We start from the raw sequence: 25700 nt of genomic DNA, 5'->3' as shown, positions 1-25700 counted from the left end.
GTTTCCCCGCTTTTCGAAACGAGACGGTTCCGTATTCGACGAGAACCCTAGACCCGTGTCCGGTGAAACGGAACGTCTCCGTATCGGAATGTGCTGGCGATCACGGGCCAGGCGCCGGCCGGGCCCGGCAACTGATCCGTTACCGAACGATCCTGCTCCGGCACCGGGAAATGCCGATCACAGAGGCGTGACGAGCCGGAGACTGGGCCGGATCCCCGACGCGGGGCGGCTACGCGACGAGGACTGGCAGCGCCGCCACCGGCTGCTCACCACACTGCTCGCCGCGACGGTGATCGCCCTCACCGCCTTCGGCGTCTGGACCGACGAGGGCCTCACCGGGGCCTGGCTGGTCACGGTGCTGATCGTGCTGCCCTGCGCGGTGGCCGCGGCCCGGCTGCCCGGGCGCCGGCTGCCGTCGGTCGCGGTGGCGCTCGGCTTCACCGCGTTCTGCGGCGGCTTCGTCGCGATGTGCCATGGCCTCACCGAGGCGCATTTCAGCTTCTTCATCGTCGTCGCCGCCCTCGCCCTCTACCGGGACTGGGCGCCGTTCGGCATGTTCCTGGTCGCCACCACGCTGCACCACGGCGTCTTCGGCTCGATCGCCAACCACCGCACGTTCGACCACCACGACGCCGAGCTGCACCCGCTGCTCTGGGCCCTGCTGCACGGCGTCGCGGTGCTGCTGACCGCCGCGTTCCAGGTGGTCGGCTGGCACCTGACCGCCGCCGAGGAGCGCCGCGCGCAGGCGAACCTGGACGAGAGCCAGGCCCAGCTGAGCATCTCCTTCGACCAGACGCCGGTGCCGATGGCCATGATCGCGCCGGACGGCCGCCTGCTGCGCACGAACGCGGCGTACCGGTCCTGGCTGCGCCTGCCCGAGACGCTGCCGCCCGGCTTCGGCATCGCGCACCTGCCGATCGCCCAGGTCGACGACGGTCCGCCGCTGTTCGGCCACCTGGTCACCCAGGGCTCGGCCACCGACACCCGCGCCTACCGCCGGCGCGACGACGGCTCGATCCTGTGGGTCGAGGTGCACAGCACCGCCCTGCACGACAAGTCGGGCCGGCTACGGCTGATCTTCGTGCACTGCATGGACGTCACCCGGAACCGCCGGCACGAGGAGGAGCTGCGCCACCAGGTGCGGCACGACTCGCTGACCGGGCTGCTCTCCCGGGAGGGCTTCGACCAGGACCTGGCCGCGATGATGACCGCGCGGCCCGGCCCGGCGTCGGTCCTCTACCTCGACGTCGACCGGTTCAAGTCGATCAACGACGGCTCCGGCCACTCGGCCGGCGACCTGGTGCTGCGCTCGCTCGCGGCCCGGCTGACCGCGGTCGCGCCGCCCGGCGCGCTGCTGGCCCGCTTCGGCGGCGACGAGTTCGTGGTGGCGCTGCCCGGCGGCCTGGAGGCCGGCGCGGCGCTCGGGCACGCGGTGGTACGCGAGTTCGCCGAGCCGCTGCCGGTCGGCGGCAACGTGCTCGCCCTGTCCGCCAGCGTCGGCCTGGCCGTGGCCGCCGACCTGCACGCCGCCGAGGACGCCGTGCTCTCCGCGGACACCGCGATGTACGCCGCGAAGACCAGCGGCGGCAACCGGATGAAGGTCTTCAACGACCGGATGCGGGTCGCCGTGCAGGACCGGATCGCGGCCGAGAAGCTGCTGCGCGAAGCCCTCGACGGCGACCGGCGGCAGACGCTGCCGGTGTGGTTCCAGCCGATCGTGTCGGCGCGGACCGGCGAGATCCTGGGCGCCGAGACGCTGGTGCGGATGCGCACCGGCGACGGCCGCATCCTCGGTCCCGGCCTGTTCGTGCCGGCCGCCGAGGAGACCGGCCTGATCGTGCCGCTCGGCGAGCACGTGCTGATCGAGGCGCTGCGGCACCTGGTGGCCTGGCGCGACGAGCTGCGCTACATCTCGGTCAACGTGAGCCCGCGCCAGCTGGCCGAGCCCGACTTCGTGCCGCTGCTGGCCGGCCTGCTCGCCGCGGCGCCCGAGCTGGAGCCGGGCCGCCTCGTCCTGGAGATCACCGAGACCGCCCTGCTGGCCTCGACGGTCGACATCACCGAGCGGCTCGAGACGATCAAGAGCCTGGGCGTGCGGATCGCGCTCGACGACTTCGGCACCGGCTACAGCTCGCTCACCTGGCTGCAGTCGGTGCCGGCCGACATCGTCAAGCTGGACCGCTCGTTCGTGGCCGGCCTGGCCACCGACGCCAAGAAGTCGTCGATCATCCGGGCCGTGCTGTGGCTGGCCCAGTCGATGGGCATGTCGGCGGTGGCCGAGGGGGTCGAGGAGGCCTCCGACGTCCAGGCGCTGCGCGAGGTCGGCTGCCCGCTGTTGCAGGGCTACTTCTTCGGCAAGCCGATGCCGCCGGAGCAGTTCGCGGCCGGCCTTCAGCGCTCCAGGATGGCCACCACGCCCTGACCGCCGGCCGCACAGATCGAGATCAGGCCGCGCCCGGAGCCCCTCTGGGCGAGCAGCTTGGCGAGCGTGGCGACGATCCGGCCGCCGGTGGCCGCGAACGGGTGCCCGGCGGCCAGCGACGAGCCGTGGACGTTGAGCTTGGCGCGGTCGATCGAGCCGAGCGGCGCGTCCAGGCCGAGCCGCTCCTTGCAGAACGACGGCGACTCCCAAGCCGCGAGGGTCGCCAGCACCTGCGACGCGAACGCCTCGTGGATCTCGTAGAAGTCGAAGTCCTGCAGGGTCAGGCCGTTGCGGGCGAGCAGCCGCGGCACCGCGTACGCCGGCGCCATCAGCAGCCCCTCCGCGCCGTGCACGAAGTCGACGGCGGCGTCCTCGGCGTCGACGAACCAGGCCTGCACCGGCAGCCCGCGCTCGCTCGCCCACTGTTCGGAGGCCAGCAGCACGGTGGACGCGCCGTCGGTCAGCGGCGAGGAGTTGCCCGCGGTCATCGTCGCGTCCTCCGTGCCGAAGACCGGCTTGAGCTTGGCGAGCTTCTCCAGGGTGGTGTCGGGCCGCAGGTTCTGATCCTTGGTGAGTCCCAGATAGGGCGTCACCAGATCATCGAAAAAGCCGTTCGCGTACGCCTCGGCCAGGCGCTGATGCGACGCCAGCGTCAGCTCGTCCTGGGCCTCGCGGGTGATGCCCCATTTCAGCGCGGTGATCGCGGCGTGCTCGCCCATCGACAGGCCGGTGCGGGGCTCGGCGTTGCGCGGGATCGCCGGCATGAACGCGTGCTGCGGCCGCAGCCGGGCCACGGCCTTGAGCCGGTCGGGCAGCGTCCGCGCCCGGTTCAGCGCCAGCAGCGCGCGCCGCATCTCCTCGTTGACCTGCAGCGGCGCGTCCGAGGTGGTGTCGGCGCCGCCGGCCACCCCGGCGTCGATCTGGCCCAGCGCGATCTTGTTGGCGACCAGGATCGCCGCCTCCAGGCCGGTGCCGCAGGCCTGCTGGATGTCGTAGGCCGGGGTGCGCGGGTCGAGCCGGGAACCGAGCACCGTCTCGCGGGTCAGGTTGAAGTCGCGGGAGTGCTTGAGCACCGCGCCGGCGACCACCTCGCCGAGCCGCTCCCCCGCGAGGCCGAACCGGGCGACCAGGCCGTCGAGCGCGGCGGTCAGCATGTCCTGGTTCGAGGCCTCGGCGTACTTGCGGTTGGACCGGGCGAACGGAATCCGGTTCCCACCCAGGACGGCGACGCGTCGGACGCTTTGCACGGCAATCTCCTTCATGCCAGGACCCTACTCACGAGTAGGCTACGCGCATGGGAGACAGGTACGCGAACTTCGCGAACTCCGGAGTGGGCCGCGGCGTTGTCAAGCGGCTCGGACTGCCCGACCCGCCGCGCCTGCGCCGCTACCGGCCGGGCGATCCGCTGACCCCCGGCCCGGTGCTGCTCGGGGGCACAGCCGGGCGGCTGGCCGGCCCGGTCGGCAAGCTGCTCGAGGCGGCCGGCGTCCCGGTCGTGGAGACCGCCGAGGAGGGCGCCCGCCTCGGCGCGCTCGTCTTCGACGCCACCGGCATCACCGGCTCGGCCGGGCTGCGCGCCCTCTACGACTACTTCCATCCAGTCGCCCGGTCGCTCGTGCCGTCCGGCCGGGTGATCGTGCTGGGCACGCCGCCGGCCGCGGCGGCGAACCCGCGCGAGGCCACCGCGCAGCGCGCCCTGGAGGGGCTGACCCGCAGCATCGGCAAGGAGTTCGGGCGCGGCATCACCAGCCAGCTCGTGTACGTGGCGCCGGGTGGCGAGGAGGCGGTCGAGTCGACCCTGCGCTTCCTGCTCAGCGGCCGCTCCGCGTACGTGTCGGGCCAGGTCGTCGAGATCGGCGCCGGCCGCGCGCCGGCCCCGGCCGACTGGGACCGGCCGCTGGCCGGCAAGACCGCGCTGGTCACCGGCGCGGCCCGCGGCATCGGCGCGGCCATCGCCCGGGTGCTGGCCCGCGACGGCGCCGACGTGATCGCCCTCGACGTGCCGGCCGCCGGCGACGCCCTGGCCGGGGTCGCCAACGACGTGCGCGGCCGGGCCGTCCAGCTCGACCTCACCGCCCCCGACGCGCCCACCCGGCTCGCCGGCCACCTGAGCGGCCTGGACATCCTGGTGCACAACGCCGGGATCACCCGCGACAAGACGATCGCGCGGATGGACGAGAGCCGCTGGGACTCGGTGCTCGACGTCAACCTGTCCAGCCAGGAGCGCATCAACGACCTGCTCCTCGAGCGCGGCATCATCAAAGCCGGCGGGCGGCTGATCGGGGTCGCCTCGATCGCGGGCATCGCCGGCAACCGCGGCCAGACCAACTACGCCACCAGCAAGGCCGGCGTGATCGGGCTGGTCCGGTCGATGGCGCCGGTGCTCGCCGGGCAGGGCATCACGATCAACGCGGTCGCGCCGGGCTTCATCGAGACCGCGATGACGGCCAGGATGCCGATGTTCCTGCGCGAGGCCGGGCGGCGGATGAACAGCATGTCCCAGGGCGGCCTGCCGGTCGACGTGGCCGAGACGATCTCCTGGTTCGCCTCGCCCGGTTCGGCCACGGTCACCGGGAACGTCGTGCGGGTCTGCGGGCAGAGCCTGCTGGGGGCGTGAGATGGCGGTCGTCGAGCTCACCTCGGACCCCCGCGGCCTGTTCGTGAAGGCGGCCCTCGGCCTGCTGCCGTCGCGGCGCCCGGACGCGCTGCCCGACCGCGAGATCGCCCGCCGCGGCGTGCCGGTCGACCGCGGCCACCTGGCCCGTTACGACCGGGTGTGCGGGTTCCGGCTCACCGACACGCTGCCCGCGACCTATCCGCACGTCCTCGCGTTCCCGCTGGCGATGACGCTGATGGCGGCGCCGGACTTCCCGTTCCCGGTGGTCGGGCTCGTGCACGTGGCCAACCGGATCACGGTCCGGCGGCCGCTCGGCGCGGCCGAGAGGATCGACTTTCTGGTCCGGGCCGAGAACCTGCGCGCCCATGACCGCGGGCGGGTGTTCGACGTCGTGGCGACCGCCTTCGCGAGCGGCGAGAACGTGTGGACCGGCGTCTCGACGTACCTCTCGAAAAATGCCGGCAAGCGGGAGGGGCGCGAGAAGCGCGACCACCCGCCGGCGCCGGCCCCGACCGCGGTGTGGAAAGTGCCGGCCACGGCCGGCCGCGACTACGCCGAAGTGTCCGGCGACCACAATCCCATTCACACCTCACGCATCGGCGCGCGTCTGTTCGGATTTCCCCGGCCGATCGCGCACGGGATGTGGAGCAAGGCGCGCGCGCTGGCCGCGCTGGAGGGCCGGCTGCCCGCGGAATACACCGTGGACGTGGCCTTCAAGCAGCCCATTCTGCTGCCGGCGCGGGTCGGATTCACCGCTTCCGCCACCGGCGACGGCTGGAATTTCCGGCTCGACTCGAAGCGGCCGCATCTTGCGGGCCAGGTTACGCCACCGTAACGTTACCGGCGAGTACAGTCCGGTCCCGTCCCGAGGGGTGTCCGCGCGCATGGAGTTCTGGCTCGACCTCAACGAGGAACAAAACGACCTGCGGGAGTGGGTGCACGGATTCGCCGAGGGCGTGCTCCGGCCCGCGGCCTCCGAATGGGACGAGCGCGAGGAGACACCCTGGCCGATCCTGCAGGAAGCGGCGAAGATCGGGCTCTACGGCTTCGAGTTCCTCGTCAACACCTGGTCCGATGCGACCGGGCTGAGCCTGCCCGTGGCCAACGAGGAGCTGTTCTGGGGCGACGCCGGCATCGCGATGGCGATTTCCGGTACGTCGTTGGCGGTGGCGGCCATCTATGGGTCCGGGACGCCGGATCAGCTCGTGGAATGGGTGCCGCAATGTTTCGGCGACGCGGCCGAGCCCAAGGTCGGCGCGTTCTGCTCGACCGAGCCCGAGGCCGGATCCGATGTCGGTTCCATGCGCACCCGGGCGGTCTACGACGAGGCCAAGGACGAATGGGTTCTCCGCGGGCAGAAGGCGTATGCGACCAACGGCGGCATCGCCAATGTGCACGTGGTGACCGCGTCGGTCGATCCTTCGCTCGGCTCGCGCGGGCAGGCGGCCTTCATCGTGCCGCCGGGAACGCCGGGCCTGGCCGGCACGCGCAAGCTCAAGAAGCTCGGATTGCGCGCCTCGCACACGGCCGACGTGTTCCTCGACGACGCGCGGGTGCCGGGCAGTTGCCTGCTCGGCGGCAAGGACGCTCTGGACGAGCGGCTGGCCCGGGCGCGCTCGGGGCAGCGGGCCTCGCGGCAGGCGGCGATGCGGACGTTCGAGCTGTCCCGGCCGGCCGTGGGCGCCCAGGCCATCGGCATCGCCCGCGGCGCCTACGAGTACGCGCTGGAATACGCGAAGAACCGGGTGCAGTTCGGCCGGCCGATCATCGAGAACCAGGCGATCGCCTTCGCCCTGGCCGACATGCGGACGGAGATCGACGCGGCCCGGCTGCTGGTCTGGCGGGCCGCCTGGATGGGACGCAACGACCGGCCGTTCGAGGCGGGCGAGGGGTCGATGTCCAAGCTCAAGGCCGGTGAGGTGGCCGTGGCGGTCACCGAGAAGGCGGTGCAGATCCTCGGCGGGGCCGGGTACCTGCGCGAGCACCCGGTCGAGCGGATGTACCGGGACGCCAAGATCTACACGATCTTCGAGGGAACCAGCGAGATCCAGCGCCTGGTCATCTCCCGGGCCATCTCGGGGATGCCCATCCGGTGACCGGACCCGGTGCAGGAAAACAGCCGCTGATGCAGGTCACGCCGTTCGTTCTGGCCACCATGGGCAGGCGCGGGCTGCTCCACCCCGGGCCGCCGCACCGGATCGTCCGGCAGTTCGCGGCGCTCGGCAGATGGGGATACGGGCTGGCCGGCGAGTTGCGGCAGGCCGCCGCCCGGTCGCCGGAGCGGCTCGCGGTCGTCGACGACTCCGGCGCCCGCCTCACCTACGCCGGCCTGCTCGACCGGTCGTCCCGGCTGGCCGGGGCGTTGCCGGTCGCGGCGGGCGACCGGGTCGGGGTGCTGTGCCGCAACTCGGCCGCGATGGTCACCGTGCTGATCGCGGCCACCTCCATCGGCGCCGACCCGGTGCTGGTCAACACCGGGTTGTCGGCGGCCCAGCTGTCGTCGGTCATCGACGCCCAGGGCCTGAAGGTCGTGGTGCACGACGCCGAGTTCGCCGCGGCGCTGACCGGGTTCGCCGGGGCGCTCCCGCTCGGCCGGACCGCCGAGATGATCGACTCGGTGCCGCCCGTGACCCTCGCGCCGCCGGCCCGGCCGGGGCGGACCATCGTGCTGACCTCGGGCACCACCGGCACGCCGAAGGGGGCGCGGCGGCCCACGCCGGCCGGGTTCGGCCCGCTCTGCTCGATCATCGACCGGATCCCGCTGCGGGCCGGGGTGCGCCTGATGATCGCGGCGCCACTGTTCCACACCTGGGGCTACGCCGGATTGCAGATCGCGCTCGCGCTGCGGGCCACGGTCGTGCTGCGCCGACGGTTCGAGCCCGCGGCGGCGCTGACCTTCATGCGCGAGAACGATTGCACCGCGCTCATCGCCGTACCCGTGATGCTGCAGGGCCTGATGGAGCTGCCGGCGCAGCATCCGCGCCCGGCGCTGGACATCGCCGCGGTCAGCGGCTCGGCCCTGCCCGGCGGGCTGGCCACGCGATTCATGGACCGGTACGGCGACATTCTCTACAACCTGTACGGCTCCACCGAGGCCTCCTGGGCCTCGATCGCCACCCCGGCCGACCTGCGGGCCGCGCCCGGCACCGCGGGACGGCCCCCGCGCGGGACCACGGTGGCGGTGCTCGATGCCGCCGGCGCGCCGGTCCCGCCCGGGCAGACCGGACGGTTGTTCGTCGGCAACGAGATGCTGTTCGAGGGCTACACCAACGGCAGCGCCCGCGAGATCCGCGACGGCCTGCTCGCCACCGGGGATCTCGGGCACGTCGACGCCTCGGGTCGCGTCCACGTCGACGGCCGCGAGGACGACATGATCGTCTCGGGCGGCGAGAACGTCTTCCCGTCCGAGGTGGAGGGGCTGCTGGCCGACCTGCCGGAGGTGCGGGAATGCGCGGTGATCGGGGTCCCGGACGACGAGTACGGGCAGCGGCTGGCCGCCTACGTGGTGCTGCGGGAATCGGCGTCGCTCGATCCGGACGCCATTCGCACATACGTACGGCGACATCGCGCGCGGTTCTGCGTGCCGCGCGACATCGTCTTCCTGGCCTCGCTCCCCCGCAACGCCACGGGTAAGGTCCTGAAACGCGAGCTTCCCCACTGAATCGCCATTGGACGGTCGCCCATGCAGGACCCCTCGCGGCGCGCCGCACGGCTGCTGGAACGGGCGCAGGCCGGCGAGGCCGACGCGGTGCTGGCCGAGGTCACCGCGGAGCTGGGCACGCCGGGCGGCGACCTCGCCTGCCTGCACTTCGTGCGCGTGGTGGCGCTGATCGTCCGGGGTGAGCTGCGCGGCGCGCTCGACGCGGTCGAGGTCATGCTGCGCGCGGCGGAACGCGAGCGCAGCGACGGCTGGGTGGCGTGCGCGCTGGCGACCCGGGCCTCCGAGCGGCTGCGCCTGGGCGAGGAGGACATCGCCGAGTACGACGTCGACGCCGCGCTGCGCGACCTGTCCGCGGCCGAGGCGGCCCTGCGCGGCGGGTTCGACCCGGTCGCGGCCGTGAACGCCCGGGTCGCGATCGCCGTCGGCTACCTCCAGCTGCGGCTGTACGAGCTGGCCGGCCCGCAGTACGAGGCGGCGTACGCGATCAGCGCGGCCGACCCGGAACAGAACGGCAACCGGGCGATGTGGCTGTTCGACCTCGCCGAGATGCACCTGCACTGGGCCCTCGAGCTGTACCAGGTCGATCAGATCGCCGAGGCCGAGGAGCACACCGCCATCGCCGAGCAGTTCGCGCTGCAGGCCGCGGCCGAGGCGTCCGGCGCCTCGGCCGACACGTGGCGCGAGCTGGCGCTGCTGATGGCAGCCTGCGCCCGGGCCGACCGCGAGGATCCGGCCGGCGCGTCGGCCGACATCGAGCACTACGTGGCCGCGCTGACCGGCCGCCACGTCGCGCCGTCGATGCTGGCGTTCAGCTGGTCCTTCCGGGCAGTGGCGCTCAAGCGCTCGGGCAAACTCGACGAGGCCGTCCGGGTCATCGAGGAGGCCGTCACCAGCCTGCCCGCCGACTCCGGCTGGCTGATCACCGCCGCGACCCACCGCACCCACGCCGTGCTGCTCGCCGCCCAGGGCTCGGCCGGCGCCACGATGGGCCTGTCCTACGGCGACACCCTGGCCGCGGCGCTCTGGCGCCAGCGCCAGCACACCCTGCACACCGCGGCCACGCTGAAGTCCCTCGAGGCCCTGCGCGCCCAGCACGAGCAGGCCACCCGCGCCGCCGACCTCGACCCGCTGACCGGGATAGCCAACCGCCGCGCCTTCGACCGCGCCGTCCGCCGCGCCCAGACCCTGCCCACCGCGCCCAACGCCACGGTCACCGTCCTGATCATCGACACCGACAAGTTCAAACAGATCAACGACACCTACGGCCACCCGGCCGGCGACGCGGTGCTGCGCGCGATCGCCCAGGCGCTCTCCGCCCAGCTGCGCGACCAGGACCTGATCGCCCGCCTGGGCGGCGACGAGTTCGGCGCCCTGCTGCCCGACGCCTCGACCGCCACCGCCGCCACCACCGCCGCCCGCATGCTGGCCGCCGTGCGCGCCTTGCCCGACTGCCCGGCGACGGTGAGCATCGGCATCGCGGCCGCGCCCGCGATCGCCCTCGGCGACGCCCTGTACCGCGCCGACCAGGCCATGTACGAGGCCAAACGGGCCGGCGGCGACGCGATCCGCCGGGCCCGCCTGGGCACCCGGCTCTTCGTCGGGCACGAGGCGCTCGTGCCCGAGCCCGGGCACCGATGACCGGCGTGACCCCGGCCGAGCTGCGGGCCATGCAGCGCGCCGTGCAGCGGGATTGGACCCCGGACTGTCCCTGGCGCATCGGCGACCTCGCCCGGCCGAGCCCGTCCTCCGACGATCGCCGGGCGCGGATCCGGCGGCTCCACCACCGGCTGGGCTTCCGCGACGCGGGCCGGACGGTCACCTACGCCCGCGAGTGACCGATCTCCGACACCACGGTTCCGCGCCGGGCCGGGCGGGTCTAAGGTGCGCCTGCGGGCATTCCCGCCCGTTGCGCCCCATCCGCCCACCGGCGCGATCCCACGTGACCTGCGGGAGGACAGCGTGCTCGCTGACGCCGGAAAGCCGGAGCAGACCGGATCGGGCCCCGCCGACGCCGGCCCGGCCAACGCCAGCCCGGCCAACGCCAGCCCAACCAACGCCGGCTCGGCCAATGCCGGCCCGGCCAATCCGAATCAGGTCAATGCCGGCCGGATCAATGCCGGCCAGATGAGATCGGCGCCGGGCCGGGCGACCTCGGACCGGGCGAAATCAGGCCGGGCGACCTCGGACCGGGCGAAATCGGACCGGGCGAAATCAGGCCGGGCGACATCGGACCGGGCGACATCGGGCACGGCCGCGCCGGCCGGGGTCGCCGGGCCGGCGGCGCCGATCGCCGTCGAGATACCGGCCGTCGAGCTCGTGGCCGATGTCGTGCCGATCGGCCTGCGGTCGGACCGCACCCTCGACGTCCCGCCGCCGGTCCCGCACGGGCCGGCCGGGTGGTACCGGAACTCCCCCGCGCCGGGCGGCACCGGCTCGTCGGTCCTCGCCGGGCACGCCGCCACGGCCGAGGGCGACCCGGCCGTCTTCCACCGGCTGCGGCTGCTGCGGCCGGGCGACGAGATCGTGGTGCGGCGCGCCGACGCGAGCGAGGCGCGTTTCGTGGTCATCGGCGTCGGCATGTACCCGAAGAAGGCCTTCCCCAACGAACGGGTCTACGGCGCGCGCGACTACCCGGTGCTGACCCTGGTCACCGTGGGCGGCCCGCACGGCGCCAACCTGGTGGTCTTCGCCCGGACGGCGTGACGAGGGCGCGGGTCAGCTCGCGCTCCGGCCCTCGATGACGTCCATGACGTGCTCGGCGATGGCCATGCTGGAGGTCGCGGCGGGCGAGGGCGCATTGCGTACGGCGGTGACCGCGCCCAGCCGGTGGATCCGGAAGTCGTCGACCAGGCTGCCGTCCCGGTCGACGGCCTGGGCGCGGACGCCGGCGCCCGCGCGGACCACGTCGTGCACGCCGATCTCGGGCACGTAGCGCCGTGCCGCCCGCATGTACGCGCGCCTGGAGAACGAGCCGTACATCTCCTTGACGCCCGTCCGCCAGTGCCGGCCGGCCATCCGCCACGCGCCCGGCCACGTCGCGATCCCCCAGAGGTCGCGGGCCGAGACGTCGGCGCGCCGGTAGCCCTCCCGGGCGGTCGCCAGCACCGCGTTGGGGCCGACCTCGAGACTCCCGTCCACCCGGCGGGTGTAGTGCACGCCGAGGAACGGATACCGCGGGTCGGGCACCGGGTAGATGAGCCCGCGCACCATGCCGGATTTTTCCGGCTTCACCCGCATGTACTCGCCGCGGAACGGGATGATCCGCGGCGCCGCGGTGTCGCCCGCCAGCCCGGCCACCTGGTCACTCTGGATGCCCGCGCAGACGATCAGCCGGTCCACCGCGAGCTCCCCGGCCGGCGACGACACCAGCAGGCCGCCGCCGGCCGGCCGCACCCCGGTGACCGGGAAGGTGAAGCGCACCTCTCCCCCGGCCGCCACGATGTCCTCGGCGAACGACTCCGCGATCCGCGCGTAGTCGGTGATCGCGGTCCGCGGGGAGTACAGCGCCGCGAGACCGGCGCCGTGCGGCTCGATCTCGCGGATCTCCTCGGGGCCGACCCGGCGCAGCCCGGGCACGAGGTTGACGCCGGCCCGGGCGGCGAGCGCGTCGAGCCGGGTCACGTCGTCCGGCGTCACCGCCACGACCAGCTTGCCGCATTCGTCGTACGGAAGATCCCGGTCCGCGCAGTACTCGCGGAGCATGGCCGCGCCGCGGGTGCAGAGCCGCGCCTTGAGGCTGCCCGGCTGGTAGTAGATGCCGGCGTGCACGACGCCCGAGTTGTGGCCGGTCTGGTGGACCGCGACCCGGTCCTCCTTCTCGACCACCACGACCCGCGCGCCCGGCCGGCGCCGGGTGAGCTCCCGGCCGATGGCCAGCCCCACGATGCCGGCGCCGACGATGCCGATGGTCTCGTCCGCCATCCCGGTCACCGCCCGCACGCGGGATAAACGACGGACATCGGCACTCCTCGGGTCGCACGATCAGGACCGGACACCAGGAACCCTAGACGGCGGCGGACCAGGATTTCCGCGGGCCCGGGTCACGGCGCTCAGTCCGGCGGCGTGCCGCCGGGCGGTGGCCCCGCCGGCGGCAGGGTGATCGTCACGGTGGTGCCATGCGGGGTGTTCGGGCCCGCGGTCACCGTGCCGCCGTGCTGGGCGGCCGTCTGCGCGACGATCGCCAGGCCGAGGCCCGAGCCGGGCATCGAGCGGGCGGACGCCGCGCGATAGAACCGGTCGAAGACGTGCGGCAGGTCCTCGGGGGCGATGCCGGGGCCGGCGTCGGACACCGTGAGCGTGCCGTCCGGCGTCAGCGTCGTGGTCACCTCGCCGCCGGGCGGGCTCCATTTCGCGGCGTTGTCGAGGACGTTGACCACCATCCGCTCCAGCTCGCCGGGGCGGCCGGTGACCGTCACCGGGGACAGCGACGAGGTGAAGACGAGGCCGGGTGCTCTGATCCGTACGCGATCGATCGCGGCCGTGACCACGTCGCCCAGCGCGACCTGTTCCGCGGCCTCGCGGGTGGTCTCCTCGCGGGCCAGCTCGACCAGCTCGGTGGTCAGGGCCGCCAGCTCGCGCACCTGGGCGTCGAGGTCGGCCAGCAGCCGGGCCCGCTCCTCCGGCGGCAGCCGGTGCGCCAGATCCGGCCGGCGCTCGACCGTGAGCAGCAGCTCCACGTTGGTGCGGATGCTGGTCAGCGGCGTGCGCAGCTCATGCCCGGCGTCCTCGACCAGGGTGCGCTGGGCGCGGCGGGAGGTGTCCAGGGCGGCGAGCATGGTGTTGACCGAGCGGCCCAGGCGGGCGATCTCGTCGTCGCCGGTCACCTCGATGGGCCGGGTCAGGTCGGTGGTGGCCGCGACGTCCTCGACGGCCCGGGTGAGCCGCTCGACCGGGACCAGGCCGGCCCGCGCGACCGCCCGGCCGGCGAAGGCCGCGCCGGCGATGCCGATCACGCAGCCGGCGGCCAGGAAGACGGCGAGGACCGTCAGCGTGTGCCGGGACTCCGCCTCGTTGATCGCGACCTGGACGGCGCCGCCGCCGGCGAGCGGCGTGGTCAGCATCCGGTAGCTGTCGGCGCCGATCGTCACCTGCTCGACGGCCTGCTTCGCGGGACGCCGGCCCACGCCAGCGGCGACCTGGCGGGCGGCGCCGGTCACCGGCAGCGGCGTGTCCGGGGCGCTGACCACCTGGCCCGACGCGTTGATGATCTGCCAGCGCGGGCCGAGCTCGCGACGGGGGTCGCCGCGCCCGGGACGGCCGTCCGGATGTCCCGGGTAGCCCCGGCCGGGCGGCCCGTCGCGGCCGGCCGCCCATTGGCCGGGCGCCCGGGCGATCGTGCGGGCGTCGGCGGTGAGCTGCTCGGCGAGGCGGTGCTCCTGGATCGCGCGGGCGGCGACGAACGCGACCGCCGCGAAGGCCACCAGCGCCACCGCCACCGCGCCGGCGACCAGCAGCGAGAGCCGGGCATGCAGCGAACGGCGACGCCACCACCCCGATTCGGGACGCCGGGCCGTGTCCCGCCCACGGCTTCCGGGCGGCGACCCCGCGCCCGTCACAGCGGATCCTCGCGCAGCACGAAACCCACCCCGCGGATCGTGTGCAGCAACCGCGGCTCCCCCTCGGCCTCCAGCTTGCGCCGCAGATATCCCAGGTACACGTGGATGCTGTTGGACTGCTCGCCGAAGTCGTAGCCCCAAACCTGCTCGAACAGCGCCGCCCGGCTCAGCACCTGCCGGGGCCGGCGCAGGAACGACTCGAGGATCGCGAACTCGGTGCGGGTCAGGCGCAGCGGGCGCTCGCCGCGCCGCACCTCGCGGGTGGCCGGGTTGAGGCGTACGTCGGCGAAGGTCAGCCAATCGCCCGCCGGGACCGGGGCGCGGGCCGAGCGCCGCAGCAGCGCCCGCAGCCGGGCCAGGAGCTCCTGCAACGCGAACGGCTTGACCAGGTAGTCGTCGGCGCCGGCGTCGAGGCCCGCGACCCGGTCGCCGACGCCGTCGCGGGCGGTGAGCATCAGCACGGGCAGGGCGACACCCTCGGCGCGCAGGTGGCGGCAGGTCTGCAGGCCGTCGAGGCGGGGCATCATGACATCGAGGATCATGGCGTCCGGCTCGGTGGCGCGCACGGCGTCGAGCGCCGCGACGCCGTCGGCGGCGGTGTCGACCTGGTGTCCCTCGAAGCGGAGGCTGCGCGCCAGGGAGTCGCGGACCGCGATGTCGTCCTCCACCACCAAGATCCGCACTGGTGTGGTCATCCTCCCAGGATCGGTCGCGCCGCCGCGGTCCCGGCTAAGAGTTGGCTAAGAAGCCTCGGCGAGGCGCTTGAAGGTGAGCAGTTGCCGCCGGGCCATCACCAGGTCGCCGAGGTTGAGCCAGAACGCCAGCAAATTGTTCGTCCGCATCACGACCTTGAGCACCAGCCGCGTCGCGTCGGGGCCCTCCGGCGTCAGCGCGTACGACAGGAACGCGCCCATGATGGTGGCGGTCAGCTGCACGCCGGGGTCGACGGCGACGATCCGGCCGAGCCGGCGCCCGCCCGCCGTGGTGAAGGGCTCGCCCACCACCGGCTCCGGCAGGCCGGCCAGCGCACGCGGCGACTTGCGGCCGAGGTTGTCGATCCAGTCGTACGAGTACGGCGCCAGCCGGACCTGCGCCACCCACGGCCAGACCTTCTCCGGCGGGGTATCCACCCGGACGCCGCGCCACGCCACCAGCGACGGGGACGCCACGAAACTGTCGCACGCGTAGGGGCGCGCGGTTTCCGCGTCGCTCACGCCCCACCGGTCGCCGATCACACGTTGATCGTAGGCCGTTTCCGACGCCCGAAGACCCGGCGCAGGGCGTGCCACGTGCCGGTGATGCCCCAGCCGGCCCGGGTGACCAGCCGGTCGCCGACGATGGCGAACTCGGCCACCAGCGACGCGGCCCGGTCCATCGCGCGGCGGGCCTCCTCGAAGTCCTCGGCGTCGTTCCGCAGGTCCCACAGGCGGCAGCCCTGGTCCCAGGCGTGCGCGCGGGTGACGGTGACCAGCATGCGCTGGCTCCAGTCGTCGAGCGGGCCGACGAACTCGTCGATCTCCATCTGCCAGCGGGTCGAGAAGCCGCGCCGCAGCGGCGGGATCTCCTCGTAGAAGATCTGGTTGACCAGCAGGTAGTCGGGGTGGATCTCGTCGCCCACCGGCGCGCCGGTCTCGTTCCAGGTGCCGATGAGCGCCAGCGCGAGGTCGTGGTTGATGTGCGCGTTGACGCCGAGCATCGCGGCCGTGAGGCGGCTCATCCGCAGGTCGTGGCCGCGCTTGAAGAGCACCTCCCAGACGTCCGGGGTGTCCTCGTTGTCGTCGTTCCACAGGCTCAGCGCCGCGAAATATCGCTTCGCGAACTCCACGTCGAGCAACTCGAGGAATTCCGGCTGGTTGACGCCGGTGACCAGCGCGCCGTCGACCCGGCGGGTGATCCGGTTGTAGAGCGAGTTGAACGCGGAGACCCGGTTCTTCGCCGGGCTCGGCGGCAACTGGTCCATGATGACCTGCAGGGCGTCCAGCTTGGTGATCACCTCGCCGATGCCGCCGGGATGGGTGGACAGCACCTCGGCCATCCGGTCGCGCATCGGATCCCACCCGCGCCCGGGCGGTATCTCGAGCTCCGAGATCTCGAGCCGCTTCTCCTTGAGCGTCTCGGCGCTGCCGCGCACGCGTTCCCGGTCGAACGTTGTCGTCATGCCAACAGCCTGCGCACCGCGGACCCCCGCCACCAGCACCCTGTCGTGTACCTGTCGGGCGAGATCCGCCACATTCCGGAGCGTGACCGCGAAACTACGCGCGAAAATTCGGCTGACGGGCCGGAAAGCTACGGATACGGTGGCGCCCATGTCGGTGACTCACCTGGTCTTCGCGCCCTCGCGGGGACCGCAGCACGCGATTCGCATGCGCGCGCCAGGCCTCGCCCTGGCGTAAGCCGCTTCTTCCCGCCAGGGCCGGACGAGTCCATGTGAGATCGGACGGGCCCTCGTCGAGGCTTGTCCACGTGCGCCGCCCAGCGAGGCGGCAGACGGGACTTTCGAAGGCCATGGCAACACCCACCCGGCGCGAGCATTCCCGCGCCCGCCGCACCCTGGGACAGAACTTTCTCGCCGACCCGGCCTGGGTCCGGCGCCTGGCGTCGCTCGCCGTCGAGGATCAAGACCTGGCCGTGTACGAGGTGGGCGCCGGCCGCGGCCGCCTCACCCGGGAGCTCCTTTCGTTGTCGGCGCGCGTCGTCGCGTACGAGATCGACCCGGACATGGCCGCCCACCTGCCGAGACATCGGCGCCTCCGGGTGCGGACCGAGGATTTCCTGGCGGCGACGCCGCCGGCGGAAAGTTTCGCCGTCGTCGGGAACATTCCGTACGCGCTGACCGCGGCGGTCGTGCGCTGGTGCCTCGACGCGCCGGCCCTGCGCCGCGCCACCTTGCTGACCCAGTGGGAATACGCCCGCAAGCGCACCGGCGACTTCGGCCGGTGGAGCAAGCTGACCGTGCTGACCTGGCCGGAGTTTTCGTGGCACCTGGCCGGCCGGGTGCCGCGGCACGCATTCCGCCCGGTGCCGCGGGTGGACGGCGGGATCCTCCGGCTCGAGCGCCGCCCGGTCCCGCTGGTCGCCCCGCGCCACCGGGCGGCCTGGGCGCGGCTGGTCGAGGAAGGTTTCTCCGGCGCGGGCGGCTCGCTGCACGCAACTGTCGCGCGGCGCTACGGAAACCGGCGCGCGAACGGCGCGGCGCGGGCGGCCCGGATCGGCTTCGACACCCCGGTCGGCGAGGTCTGGCCGGAGCAGTGGCTCACCCTGTTCCGCCTGCTGGGGCCACGGTGAGCGCGCCTATCCCGGCCACCGCCTCGATGTCGAGCCCGCCCGACTCGACGTCGTCGCGGCCGTCCGCACGCAACCGCGTGTACCGATCGATCCCCCGGGTCCGGTCGCCGTTGAGGGTCACCCGGCCGCCGCCGTCGCGCAGCAGCACCCGGACCGGCACCTCCTTCGCCGTGGTGATGTTCCACGTGTTGACCCCGCCGGTCATCCGGATCGGCAGCGTCTCGCCCGGCGTGGGCAGCGACATGTCGATCCGGGCCGCGCCGCCGGTCAGGTCGATGCGCCGCACCCAGCCGTCGGCCAGCGAGAATCTCGCGTCCCGCACGCCGCCGGTCATCTTCACCGACCAGGTGATCCGGCTGTTCAACCGCACGGTGACCGGGTCGGTCCCGGCGGCGTCCTCGGCCACCTTCGCGGTCAGCCGCACGGTGCTGCCGTCCCGGTCGAGCCTCGGCTTGATCCCGCTGCCGGCGGGAACCGAGACCCGCACCGGATCGGCGCCGATCGCGGCGACGCTCACGATCAGCACGGCGAGGTCGCTGCCCAGCTCGAACGTCCCGGAACTGAACGGCGGATCGGCCGGCGCGGTGGTGGGTCTCGTCGTCGCGGAAGGGATTGCCGGGGCACCGGCCGACGGCGGCGCCTGCGGCGCGATCGAGACGGGCGGGTTCGGCGCGGCCGAGGCGGACGGCTGCGGGTCGGCGGCCGGCGGCGTGGTCACCGCGACGGACGTCCCGTCGCCGCCCAGCACCATCCGGGCCAGCACGATCACGCTGCCGCCGAGGAAGACGGTGACGGCCAGCAGGCCGAGCAGGAACCGCAGGGCTTTGCCGGCCGGCGCGGGCGGCGGGCCGATCAAGCGCGAGGGTGGCGCCTGATTCGGGTACGGGGGCGGCGCGGTCGCCTCGGCCGGGTCGTCGCCCGGGTAGTAGTCCGCTTCCGGGCTCATCCGATGTGGAGCGTCGGGCCAGAAGTCGGCGATGCGGGGCCACTCCCCCGTCGGGCCGCCCGTCGTGGTGGCCGGTGGGGAGGCGGCCGGGTTGGTCTCGTGCGAGCCGTCCACGCGAATGTCCCCTCGGTGCGGCTATGGCGTCGACTGGCAATACGCAGCGCACCCGCCCAAGGGTTCGATTTCCGCGGCGGCGATCGCGAAGACGGCCAAAGATGGGCTTAAATCTCACTCTTGCGATTCGCGCCCTTCGCCGCAAGAATGCCTTTTCGAGAGTTTAAGAGCGTCTTAGGTCGCCGGCCGCAGGAGCGGATCATACATGCGCCACGACGATGATCGGAAAGGTCGGCCGCCGTACCCGTATCGGGCTCTGCCGCCCGGGCCGGCCGCCGCACAGGCCGCGCGGGCGCGCCGGATATTGGTGGCCTCCGCGGTGATCATCACCGCCGGGGTCGCCGGCATCCTGGTGCTGATCTATCCGTCCGGCGGCGACATTCCCGCACCGGTGGCGCAGGCGGTCGTCGAGCCGCCACCGTTCGACTGGGATCCGTCCCCGGCGGTTTCGATGCTGCCCGCCCCCGCCAGCAGCTTCACCTCGGCGCCGGCGACGTCGCCGGCCACACCGCCGGCGCGGAGCCACCGCCCCGCGCCGACCGGCGTGACCCGCCCGGTGCGGCCCGCGCCGGTCGTCGACCTCACCATCGGCCGGACCGTCGGCCTGTCCCCGGCCGGCCGTTCCGACCTCCGGCTGCGGCATCACGACTTCGTCGGCCGGGTCGACCGGATCGGGTCGCGCAGCGCCGCCGGGGAACGCGCGGATTCCCGATTCGTCGTCCGGAAAGGGCTCGGCCGCGGCGGTTGCGTCTCGCTCGAGTCGGTCAACTTTCCGGGCTATTTCCTGCGTCACCGGAACTTCGTCCTGCGCCTCGAGCACCCCCGCCGCTGGGAGCGTCGCGGCGGCCCGGAATTGTTCGAGCGCGACGCCACCTTCTGCACGTCCCCCACCCGCGACGGCGCCGCCTTCATCCTGGAATCGATCAATTATCCGGACCGCGCGCTCTCGGTCCACGCGGACGGCGTGGTCGGCCTCGACCGGGACGACCCGACCGCCTTCGTGGTGCGCCCACCGCTCTGAACGCGCGCCGCTCCGCACGGCCGCCGCTCCCCACGGCCGCCGCTCTGAACGCGCGCGCCCGCCGCTCTGGACGGGGCCGGGCCGGACCGGACCCCGTCGGCTCAGGCGCCGGCCTCGTCGAGGCGGGTGAGCTGGTCGTCGCTCAGCTTCACGTCGAGGGCGGGCAGCGCATCCTCGAACTGCTGCGGCGTGCGGGGCCCGGCCAGCGGCACCACCCGCGGCGCCGTCTGGTGCAGCAGCCACGCGAGCACCAGCTGGTTCGGCGTCACCCCCGCCTCGGCGGCCACCTCGGTCACCGCGGCGATCCGGGCATCGGTGTCCGGCCCGGCGTAGTCGGCCATCATCCAGTGGCTGCCGCGCTTGTCCGCGCTGTCGTAGACGCCCTTCAGGATCGGCGAGTACGCCACCAGCGTCTGGTCGTCGTTCGCGCGCAGGTAGTCCAGCTGCTCCGGGTCCACGATGGACGCCGTGTCCACGCCGGCCTTCGGCCGCAGGTAGGTGTGCTGCTGCTGCACCGCCACCGGCAGCGGCCACCCGTTGCGCTCGCACAGCCCGCGGATCCGCTCCAGCCGCCACGTGCGCACATTGGACCACCCCAGGTAGCGGACCTTGCCCGCCTCGACCATCCCGGCCAGCGTCTCGAGGGTCTCCTCGAGCGGCGTGGCGCGGTCGTCCACGTGGATGTAGTAGAGGTCGACGTGGTCGGTGCCGAGCCGCCGCAGGCTGCCGTCCAGCGCGTCGCGCAGCGTTCTGGCGCCGGCCCCGGCGAACGTGCGCCGGGCGAGGTCCCAGTTCGCCGTGCCGTCGGCGGCCCACAGGTCGGGCGAGTACGCCGGCACCGCGCTCGCCTTGGTGGCCAGGAAGACCCGGTCACGCCGGCCGCCGTCGCGCATCCAGCGCCCGAGGAGCTCCTCGCTCTCCCCGCCGCGGCTGCCCGGGCGGGCCCACCACTCGTAGCAGTCGGCGGTGTCGATGAACGAGCCGCCCACCTCGAGGTACCGGTCGAGGATCCGGACGGAGTCGGCTTCGTCGGTGGCGTTTCCCATCTGCATCGCGCCGAGCGCGAGCCGGCTGACCTGCTGGCCGGTGCGGCCGAGTTCGATCGTCTGCATGCTTCGACGCTATTTCCTGGAGCGCGCTCCAGGTCAAGCATTCACCCACTCCGACCGCCACGCCCCGGGCACCCGCCGATCCCGGCGCGGAAAGTAGCCGAGCGGCTAGGCACCCAAAAGGGCCGGTAACATCCCGGAATGCACGAGACCCGGCCCGGCACGGCGCGCGAGCGGCTCCTCGCGGCGGCGCTCGACCTGTTCGCCGAGCACGGGGTGAGCGGCACCTCGCTGCAGATGATCGCCGACCGGCTCGGCGTGACCAAGGCTGCCGTCTACCATCAGTTCCCCACCAAGGACGAGATCGTGCTCGCCGTCATCGACCCCGCGCTGCAGCGGCTCGGCCCGATCGCCGAGCGGGCCGAGGCACAGCGGGGCCACACCGCCCGCCAGGACGCGGTGCTGGCCGGCGTGGTCGATCTGGTGGTGGAGTTCCGCCGGCTCTCGTCCACGCTGAGCTTCGACCCGGTGGTCGTGCGGCTGGTGCGCACGCATCACGCGCTGCGGTCGCTGCAGCGGATCCGGCGCATGCTCGGCGGGACGGCGCCCGACCCCGGCAGCCGGGTGCGGATAGCGGCGCTGAGCGGTGGGCTGATGATGGCGGGCGCCGACCCGGCCGTGGCCGGCCTCGACGACGAGGACTTCCGCGACCACCTGCTGGCCGCGGCACGGCGCATTCTCCGGGGATGATTCCCACACGTACGGGTGGGGCAGCCGCCCGGCTCCTGATGGACCTCACCGCGGGCCGCCATCGCCATTCCCGGCCCGATCCGGTCTAAGCTCTCGCGGTGCGCCGAATCGCCCCCTGGCTCATCGCGATCGCCTTCTACGGCCTGCTGGCCCCGCTCGGACTGGCCGACATCGACGGCGGCCCGCTCGGCTGGATCCTGCCGATCCTGACCGCGGTCGGCTGCGTGCTGCCGCTGATCGTGGCGCACGAGTGCGGGCACCTGCTGGCGGCGCTGGTCCTGCGGCTGCCGGTGGCGGGCATGCGGATCCGGCTCACGGAGACATCGTTCGTCCGGGTCCGGCCCTCGCCGTCGGCGCCGGCCCTGCCGCTCCGGTTCGTGGTGCTGCATCTCGCCGGCCCGCTCGTCAACCTCGGCCTGGCGTACGGCCTCGTCCGGTTCGCCACCGGCGACGAGGTCTCCGACCTGGCGCGAAGCTGCGTGCTGACGGTGTTTCTGCTCAGCGTCGTGATAGGCGTCGCCAACCTGCTGCCGCACCGCGACAGCTCCGGCATGCACAGCGACGGCGCCCGGATCTGGAGCTGGATCGTCCACCCGGCCCGCGAGCGCGAGGCCCTGCGCCGGGCCGCGCCGCGTCCGATGACGGCCCACCCGCGGCGCAGGGAGGCGGCAACGAGCCACGCGGCAGTCACCGCTACTTCTCCCGGCGCCGGCCCGCCCTCAGCACCGTGAGATAGCGGCGGGCGGCACGGTCGCCCATGCGGGTGCGGATCCGCTCGGCGATCGCGTCGAGCAACGGCTCGCGCACCTCGGGATCGAGCCTGCGGTACGGGGAATTGGTGCGCAGATGGTCGGCGAATTCCGGACCGCTGAACCACTGGACCGCCGGATACCAGCGCACGATCGGCGGCTCGAACCATTCCCCGGCGTCCCAGGCCTGGTCGATCGCGCGGGCGTCCTCCTCGAGCGGCGGGTGACTCCAGGCGGGATTGCCGGGCGCGAACCGCTCGTGCAGGTCGGCGGTCTCGGCGTACATCTCCGGCTCGCCCGGCCGGCGGAACACGACGTTGCCCACCACCGCCAGCCAGCCGCCAGGGCGCAGGATCTCGTGCGCGCGCCGCCACCCGATCGCCGGGTCGACCCAGTGCCACGCCGAGGCGGCAACGACGGCCTCGAACCGTGCGCCGCGGTCGTCCCAGGTCTCGAACGGTGACTGTTCAACGTGGACAGCGCCGGAAGCGGCGAGCCGGCGGCGGGCGAGCGCGGCCAGATCCGGGCCGGGCTCCAGCGCGGTGACCTCGCATCCGAGAGCCGCGAGCGAGCGGGTCGCCTGGCCGGTGCCGGCGCCGACCTCGAGCACCGGCGACCCGGCGCCGATCCCGGTGAGCGCGGCCAGATCGGCGAACAATTCGTCGGGATATCCGGGCCGGGCGCGGTCGTAGAGCTCGGGCACCTCGTTGAACACGAGCCCGGGAGCAGGTCGTTCCACCGGGTCAGCGTAACGACCCGCGGCGCGGTCCGGTTTCGCCGCCGTTGCGCGGTTCAGTTCGCCGTTGCGCGGTTCGGTTTCGCCGCCGTAGCGCGGTTCGGTTTCGCCGCCGTAGCGCGGTTCGGTTTCGCCGCCGCGGAGCGCAAGTTTCCGCGCAATTTCGGCGGTCGCGACGGCATCGGTCACCGGCGGGCGACCTCACCGGAGACGCCGGCCCACGCCGCTGCATGCGTACGCCGAAGGTTTGAGCATTTCCATTTGATTTTGGTTGCATCGGCGGGGGCGCTCCGGCGCCCCCTCAGCTCGCCTGCCGCGCCGCCGAAGGCAACGGGGACCTGTTCCGTCCGCTTGCCCGCGAAAGGCGCTAGATGAGTACCGTTACCGAACTGCCCATCTCGGCCGCGCCGCCGTCCTCGACCGGCGCCGACGGCTCCGGTCGGTGGTGGGCCCTGGTCGTTCTGGCCATGGCCCAGCTCATGGTGGTCCTGGACGCCACGATCGTGAATATCGCGCTGCCCACCGCGCAGCACGACCTCGGTTTCTCCGACGCCTCGCGGCAATGGGTCATCACCGGGTACGCCCTCGCCTTCGGCAGCCTGCTGCTGCTCGGCGGGCGGCTGTCGGACTTTTTCGGCCGCAAGCGAATGTTCATCATCGGCCTGATCGGTTTCGCGCTCGCCTCCGCGCTCGGCGGCGCCGCGAACGGCCTCGAGCTGCTGATCGTCGCGCGCTGCCTGCAGGGCGCGTTCGGCGCGGTGCTCGCCCCGGCGGCGCTGTCGCTTCTTTCCACGACGTTCACCGACCCGGCCGACCGCGGCAAGGCGTTCGGCATCTTCGGCGCCATCTCCGGCGCGGGCGGCGCCGTCGGCCTGCTGCTGGGCGGCGTGCTCGCCGAGTACGCGTCGTGGCGCTGGTGCCTGTACGTCAACCTGGTCATCGCCGCGGTCGCCGTGGCCGGCGCGCTGCTCAAGCTGGCCGACGAGCGGGTGGGCGCCCGCAACCGGCTGGACATCCCGGGCGTGGTCACGGCCGTTCTCGGTCTGGTCGGCCTGGTCTTCGGGCTGGGCAAGGTCGAGACCGACGGCTGGCACTCCGCCACCGCGCTGGTCCCGATGATCGCGGGCGTCGTCATCCTGATCGCCTTCGTCGTGATCGAGACCCGGGTCGCGCACCCGCTGCTGCCGCTGCGCGTCGTCCTCGACCGCAACCGGGGCGGCTCCTACGCCTCGATCGGCATCGCCGGCGCGGGCATGTTCGGCATCTTTCTCTTTCTGACGTACTACCTCACGATCTTCCTGAAGTTCACGCCGATCCAGACGGGCCTCGCGTTCCTGCCGATGCTCGCCGCCATCATGACTTCCGCGACCACCGCGGGCTCGATCCTCACGCCGCGCGTCGGCCCCCGCCCGCTCGTGCCGGCCGGCGCGCTGATCGCCGCGGGCGGCATGGCCTTCCTGACCCGCCTCGACCTCGACTCGCATTACGCGTCCGGGGTCCTGCCCGGCCTGCTGATCATCGGCCTCGGCCTCGGCCTCATCTTCGCGCCCACGCAGAACGCCGCCACCAGCGGCGTCGAGCACCGCGACGCCGGCGTGGCCTCGGCGATGATCAACACCGTGCAGCAGATCGGCGGCTCGATCGGCACCGCGCTGCTCAGCTCGTTCGCCGCCTCGGCGGCCACGAACTACGCGGAGACCCACGCGCCGTCGGCGATCCTGCAGGCGCAGGCCCAGCTGGCGTCGTACCACACCGTGTTCTGGTGGTCGTGCGGCTTCTTCGTGGTGGCCGCCGCCGTCGCGGCCCTGCTGTACCGCGGCGGCCCGCTCGTCGTGGACCCGGACGCGCCGCGCGCCATGGCGCACTGAGTAGTCGGTTTCCACCGCATCGCCCCGGTCCTGCGTCCGCGCGACCGGGGCGATGCGCGTTCAGAAAGTTGCGCGATCAGAAGGGCCGGCCGGCCCGGACCGCACGCAGCAGCAGGGCCGGGAACGAAAGTTTCTCGCCTCCGGGCTCGGCCGTGACGGTCGTCCGCTCGATCCGGGTCGCCGCCCAGACCGGTTTCGGGAAACTTTCGCGCAGGAATTCCTCGGTGACGCCGAAACCTTGCCCGGCCTCGGCCGACACCGCCAGCACGAACAGTTGCCCACCCGGCGCGACCAGCCCCGGCAGCAGGGCGACGTAGTCCTCGACCGCGACGTCGGCGAGCCGGGGCAGGCTGTGCAGCAGGCCCGAGTCGACAACCGAGTCGAACGGCGCCGCCGCCAGCGACACCCGCGTGGCGTCCTGCACCTCGAAATGGATCGCCAGCCCGGCCGCGGCCGCCTTGCGCCGTGCCGTCTCGATCGCCACACCGGAGACGTCGAACCCCGTCACGTCGTGGCCCCGGAGCGCCAGAGCGATCGCGAGGTCCCCGGTCCCGCACCCGGCGTCGAGCACCTTGGGGCCCTTCACCTCGCGCTCGACCACCACGGCCAGCGCGGGCTGCGGCCCGCCGATCTCCCAGGGCTGCCGCCCCGCGCGGTAGGCGTCGTCGTACTCGCCAGTGATCGCAGGATGTCCGGCCATCACCCGATCCTAAAGGACATTCACCGCGGCGGATGCCGCCTTCGACTGTCCGAGACGACGGTGGTGCGCAGATCCCTTTCTGGCCGGAGATCTCGACCAACGGAAGACCTTCGATGCGCACGACATCCGGCGAGCCCCCGGAAATCAAGTGGGGTTGACCCCAGACCCCAGCGGCATGTCACAACCGGAGACCCTGAAGCGTCCTGACTGGTGAAGACGAGCTCCGA

23 protein-coding genes are annotated in these 25700 nt (G+C 73.1%); 13 read left to right on the top strand and 10 right to left on the bottom strand.

Features of this window, described 5'->3' with window-relative positions; all coding sequences use genetic code 11:
• Positions 1–187 precede the first annotated feature (187 nt).
• Positions 188–2422, top strand: a complete 2235-nt coding sequence (locus ACFQS1_RS24005) for a putative bifunctional diguanylate cyclase/phosphodiesterase (protein ID WP_378972176.1) — start codon at positions 188–190, stop codon at positions 2420–2422.
• Here the strand turns inward: ACFQS1_RS24005 and ACFQS1_RS24000 are convergent.
• Positions 2392–3669, bottom strand: coding sequence for an acetyl-CoA C-acetyltransferase (locus ACFQS1_RS24000; RefSeq protein WP_378972362.1), 1278 nt, complete (start codon positions 3667–3669; stop codon positions 2392–2394). The genes ACFQS1_RS24005 and ACFQS1_RS24000 overlap by 31 nt on opposite strands.
• A 47-nt stretch (positions 3670–3716) precedes the next feature.
• Here ACFQS1_RS24000 and ACFQS1_RS23995 point away from each other — a divergent pair, with 47 nt between their 5' ends.
• The 7 genes from ACFQS1_RS23995 (at position 3717) to ACFQS1_RS23965 (ending at position 11403) form a co-directional block, all read left to right on the top strand.
• Complete coding sequence (locus ACFQS1_RS23995; protein ID WP_378972174.1) at positions 3717–5039, top strand: 3-oxoacyl-ACP reductase; 1323 nt, start codon at positions 3717–3719, stop codon at positions 5037–5039.
• Position 5040: 1 nt separating this feature from the next.
• The gene (locus ACFQS1_RS23990) at positions 5041–5874 is read left to right on the top strand and encodes a MaoC/PaaZ C-terminal domain-containing protein (protein WP_378972171.1); all 834 of its coding nucleotides are present in this window, start codon (positions 5041–5043) and stop codon (positions 5872–5874) included.
• Between the two features lie 49 nt (positions 5875–5923).
• Positions 5924–7135 carry an acyl-CoA dehydrogenase family protein gene (locus ACFQS1_RS23985; RefSeq protein ID WP_378972360.1) on the top strand — a complete coding sequence of 404 codons (1212 nt, stop codon included), beginning with the start codon at positions 5924–5926 and terminating at the stop codon, positions 7133–7135.
• A 29-nt stretch (positions 7136–7164) separates the two neighbouring features.
• Positions 7165–8700, top strand: coding sequence for an AMP-binding protein (locus ACFQS1_RS23980; RefSeq protein WP_378972169.1), 1536 nt, complete (start codon positions 7165–7167; stop codon positions 8698–8700).
• Between the two features lie 21 nt (positions 8701–8721).
• Entirely contained in the window at positions 8722–10338 is a 1617-nt protein-coding gene (locus ACFQS1_RS23975; RefSeq protein ID WP_378972166.1) for a GGDEF domain-containing protein, read from the top strand.
• Positions 10335–10535, top strand: a complete 201-nt coding sequence (locus tag ACFQS1_RS23970) for a hypothetical protein (RefSeq protein WP_378972164.1) — start codon at positions 10335–10337, stop codon at positions 10533–10535. The genes ACFQS1_RS23975 and ACFQS1_RS23970 overlap by 4 nt, the downstream gene beginning before the upstream one ends.
• Before the next feature lie 124 nt (positions 10536–10659).
• Positions 10660–11403 carry a sortase domain-containing protein gene (locus tag ACFQS1_RS23965; RefSeq protein WP_378972161.1) on the top strand — a complete coding sequence of 248 codons (744 nt, stop codon included), beginning with the start codon at positions 10660–10662 and terminating at the stop codon, positions 11401–11403.
• 12 nt (positions 11404–11415) lie between these two features.
• On the opposite strand, the gene lhgO is transcribed toward ACFQS1_RS23965, so the two are convergent.
• The 5 genes from lhgO to ACFQS1_RS23940 all read right to left on the bottom strand — a co-directional run bounded on the left by lhgO (position 11416) and on the right by ACFQS1_RS23940 (position 16413).
• Positions 11416–12621: an L-2-hydroxyglutarate oxidase gene (lhgO, locus tag ACFQS1_RS23960; protein WP_378972158.1), complete on the bottom strand. Its 1206-nt coding sequence runs from the start codon at positions 12619–12621 to the stop codon at positions 11416–11418.
• Between the two features lie 128 nt (positions 12622–12749).
• Positions 12750–14255: a sensor histidine kinase gene (locus ACFQS1_RS23955; protein WP_378972156.1), complete on the bottom strand. Its 1506-nt coding sequence runs from the start codon at positions 14253–14255 to the stop codon at positions 12750–12752.
• Positions 14252–14950, bottom strand: a complete 699-nt coding sequence (locus ACFQS1_RS23950; protein WP_378972153.1) for a response regulator transcription factor — start codon at positions 14948–14950, stop codon at positions 14252–14254. The genes ACFQS1_RS23955 and ACFQS1_RS23950 overlap by 4 nt, the downstream gene beginning before the upstream one ends.
• Before the next feature lie 45 nt (positions 14951–14995).
• The gene (locus ACFQS1_RS23945; RefSeq protein WP_378972151.1) at positions 14996–15490 is read right to left on the bottom strand and encodes an SRPBCC family protein; all 495 of its coding nucleotides are present in this window, start codon (positions 15488–15490) and stop codon (positions 14996–14998) included.
• Positions 15487–16413 (bottom strand): DUF5995 family protein, encoded by a 927-nt coding sequence (locus ACFQS1_RS23940; RefSeq protein ID WP_378972149.1) that lies wholly within the window; start codon positions 16411–16413, stop codon positions 15487–15489. Before ACFQS1_RS23940 ends, ACFQS1_RS23945 begins: the two co-directional genes overlap by 4 nt.
• Positions 16414–16760: 347 nt before the next feature.
• Here ACFQS1_RS23940 and erm point away from each other — a divergent pair, with 347 nt between their 5' ends.
• Positions 16761–17540, top strand: a complete 780-nt coding sequence (gene erm / locus ACFQS1_RS23935) for a 23S ribosomal RNA methyltransferase Erm (RefSeq protein WP_378972146.1) — start codon at positions 16761–16763, stop codon at positions 17538–17540.
• Here erm and ACFQS1_RS23930 read toward each other — a convergent pair.
• The gene (locus ACFQS1_RS23930; RefSeq protein ID WP_378972144.1) at positions 17509–18600 is read right to left on the bottom strand and encodes an RAD23 family protein; all 1092 of its coding nucleotides are present in this window, start codon (positions 18598–18600) and stop codon (positions 17509–17511) included. The genes erm and ACFQS1_RS23930 overlap by 32 nt on opposite strands.
• 205 nt (positions 18601–18805) lie before the next feature.
• Between ACFQS1_RS23930 and ACFQS1_RS23925 the strand changes: the two genes are divergently transcribed.
• Positions 18806–19621, top strand: a complete 816-nt coding sequence (locus ACFQS1_RS23925) for an AbfB domain-containing protein (protein ID WP_378972142.1) — start codon at positions 18806–18808, stop codon at positions 19619–19621.
• Between the two features lie 101 nt (positions 19622–19722).
• Here the strand turns inward: ACFQS1_RS23925 and ACFQS1_RS23920 are convergent, their stop codons facing one another.
• Positions 19723–20733 (bottom strand): aldo/keto reductase, encoded by a 1011-nt coding sequence (locus tag ACFQS1_RS23920; protein ID WP_378972139.1) that lies wholly within the window; start codon positions 20731–20733, stop codon positions 19723–19725.
• Positions 20734–20871: 138 nt separating this feature from the next.
• Here ACFQS1_RS23920 and ACFQS1_RS23915 point away from each other — a divergent pair, with 138 nt between their 5' ends.
• Entirely contained in the window at positions 20872–21420 is a 549-nt protein-coding gene (locus tag ACFQS1_RS23915) for a TetR/AcrR family transcriptional regulator (protein WP_378972137.1), read from the top strand.
• 98 nt (positions 21421–21518) lie between these two features.
• Positions 21519–22151 (top strand): zinc metalloprotease, encoded by a 633-nt coding sequence (locus ACFQS1_RS23910; RefSeq protein ID WP_378972135.1) that lies wholly within the window; start codon positions 21519–21521, stop codon positions 22149–22151.
• On the opposite strand, the gene ACFQS1_RS23905 is transcribed toward ACFQS1_RS23910, so the two are convergent.
• Positions 22114–22908 carry a class I SAM-dependent methyltransferase gene (locus ACFQS1_RS23905; RefSeq protein WP_378972132.1) on the bottom strand — a complete coding sequence of 265 codons (795 nt, stop codon included), beginning with the start codon at positions 22906–22908 and terminating at the stop codon, positions 22114–22116. The two genes, ACFQS1_RS23910 and ACFQS1_RS23905, sit on opposite strands and share 38 nt — an antisense overlap.
• Positions 22909–23276: 368 nt before the next feature.
• On the opposite strand from ACFQS1_RS23905, the gene ACFQS1_RS23900 reads away from it, so the two are divergent.
• Complete coding sequence (locus ACFQS1_RS23900; protein ID WP_378972130.1) at positions 23277–24773, top strand: MFS transporter; 1497 nt, start codon at positions 23277–23279, stop codon at positions 24771–24773.
• A gap of 76 nt (positions 24774–24849) precedes the next feature.
• Here ACFQS1_RS23900 and ACFQS1_RS23895 read toward each other — a convergent pair whose 3' ends face one another.
• Entirely contained in the window at positions 24850–25473 is a 624-nt protein-coding gene (locus tag ACFQS1_RS23895) for a class I SAM-dependent methyltransferase (protein WP_378972128.1), read from the bottom strand.
• Positions 25474–25700: the final 227 nt, after the last annotated feature.

This window comes from Paractinoplanes rhizophilus (assembly GCF_042664765.1).
Taxonomy (GTDB): domain Bacteria; phylum Actinomycetota; class Actinomycetes; order Mycobacteriales; family Micromonosporaceae; genus Actinoplanes; species Actinoplanes rhizophilus.
This window is presented reverse-complemented; position numbering and strand designations above follow the sequence as displayed.

What these genes read in the sequence shown, in the direction of transcription:
- ACFQS1_RS23985 (WP_378972360.1), top strand. Translation starts at nt 5,924, where the DNA reads ATGGAGTTCTGGCTCGACCTCAACGAGGAACAAAACGACCTGCGGGAG.
- erm (WP_378972146.1), top strand. Translation starts at nt 16,761, where the DNA reads ATGGCAACACCCACCCGGCGCGAGCATTCCCGCGCCCGCCGCACCCTG.
- ACFQS1_RS23895 (WP_378972128.1), bottom strand. Translation starts at nt 25,473, where the DNA reads ATGGCCGGACATCCTGCGATCACTGGCGAGTACGACGACGCCTACCGC.
- ACFQS1_RS23920 (WP_378972139.1), bottom strand. Translation starts at nt 20,733, where the DNA reads ATGCAGACGATCGAACTCGGCCGCACCGGCCAGCAGGTCAGCCGGCTC.
- ACFQS1_RS23915 (WP_378972137.1), top strand. Translation starts at nt 20,872, where the DNA reads ATGCACGAGACCCGGCCCGGCACGGCGCGCGAGCGGCTCCTCGCGGCG.
- ACFQS1_RS23900 (WP_378972130.1), top strand. Translation starts at nt 23,277, where the DNA reads ATGAGTACCGTTACCGAACTGCCCATCTCGGCCGCGCCGCCGTCCTCG.
- ACFQS1_RS23950 (WP_378972153.1), bottom strand. Translation starts at nt 14,950, where the DNA reads ATGACCACACCAGTGCGGATCTTGGTGGTGGAGGACGACATCGCGGTC.
- ACFQS1_RS23940 (WP_378972149.1), bottom strand. Translation starts at nt 16,413, where the DNA reads ATGACGACAACGTTCGACCGGGAACGCGTGCGCGGCAGCGCCGAGACG.
- ACFQS1_RS23990 (WP_378972171.1), top strand. Translation starts at nt 5,041, where the DNA reads ATGGCGGTCGTCGAGCTCACCTCGGACCCCCGCGGCCTGTTCGTGAAG.
- ACFQS1_RS23995 (WP_378972174.1), top strand. Translation starts at nt 3,717, where the DNA reads ATGGGAGACAGGTACGCGAACTTCGCGAACTCCGGAGTGGGCCGCGGC.
- ACFQS1_RS23925 (WP_378972142.1), top strand. Translation starts at nt 18,806, where the DNA reads ATGCGCCACGACGATGATCGGAAAGGTCGGCCGCCGTACCCGTATCGG.
- ACFQS1_RS23980 (WP_378972169.1), top strand. Translation starts at nt 7,165, where the DNA reads ATGCAGGTCACGCCGTTCGTTCTGGCCACCATGGGCAGGCGCGGGCTG.
- ACFQS1_RS23970 (WP_378972164.1), top strand. Translation starts at nt 10,335, where the DNA reads ATGACCGGCGTGACCCCGGCCGAGCTGCGGGCCATGCAGCGCGCCGTG.
- ACFQS1_RS23975 (WP_378972166.1), top strand. Translation starts at nt 8,722, where the DNA reads ATGCAGGACCCCTCGCGGCGCGCCGCACGGCTGCTGGAACGGGCGCAG.
- lhgO (WP_378972158.1), bottom strand. Translation starts at nt 12,621, where the DNA reads ATGGCGGACGAGACCATCGGCATCGTCGGCGCCGGCATCGTGGGGCTG.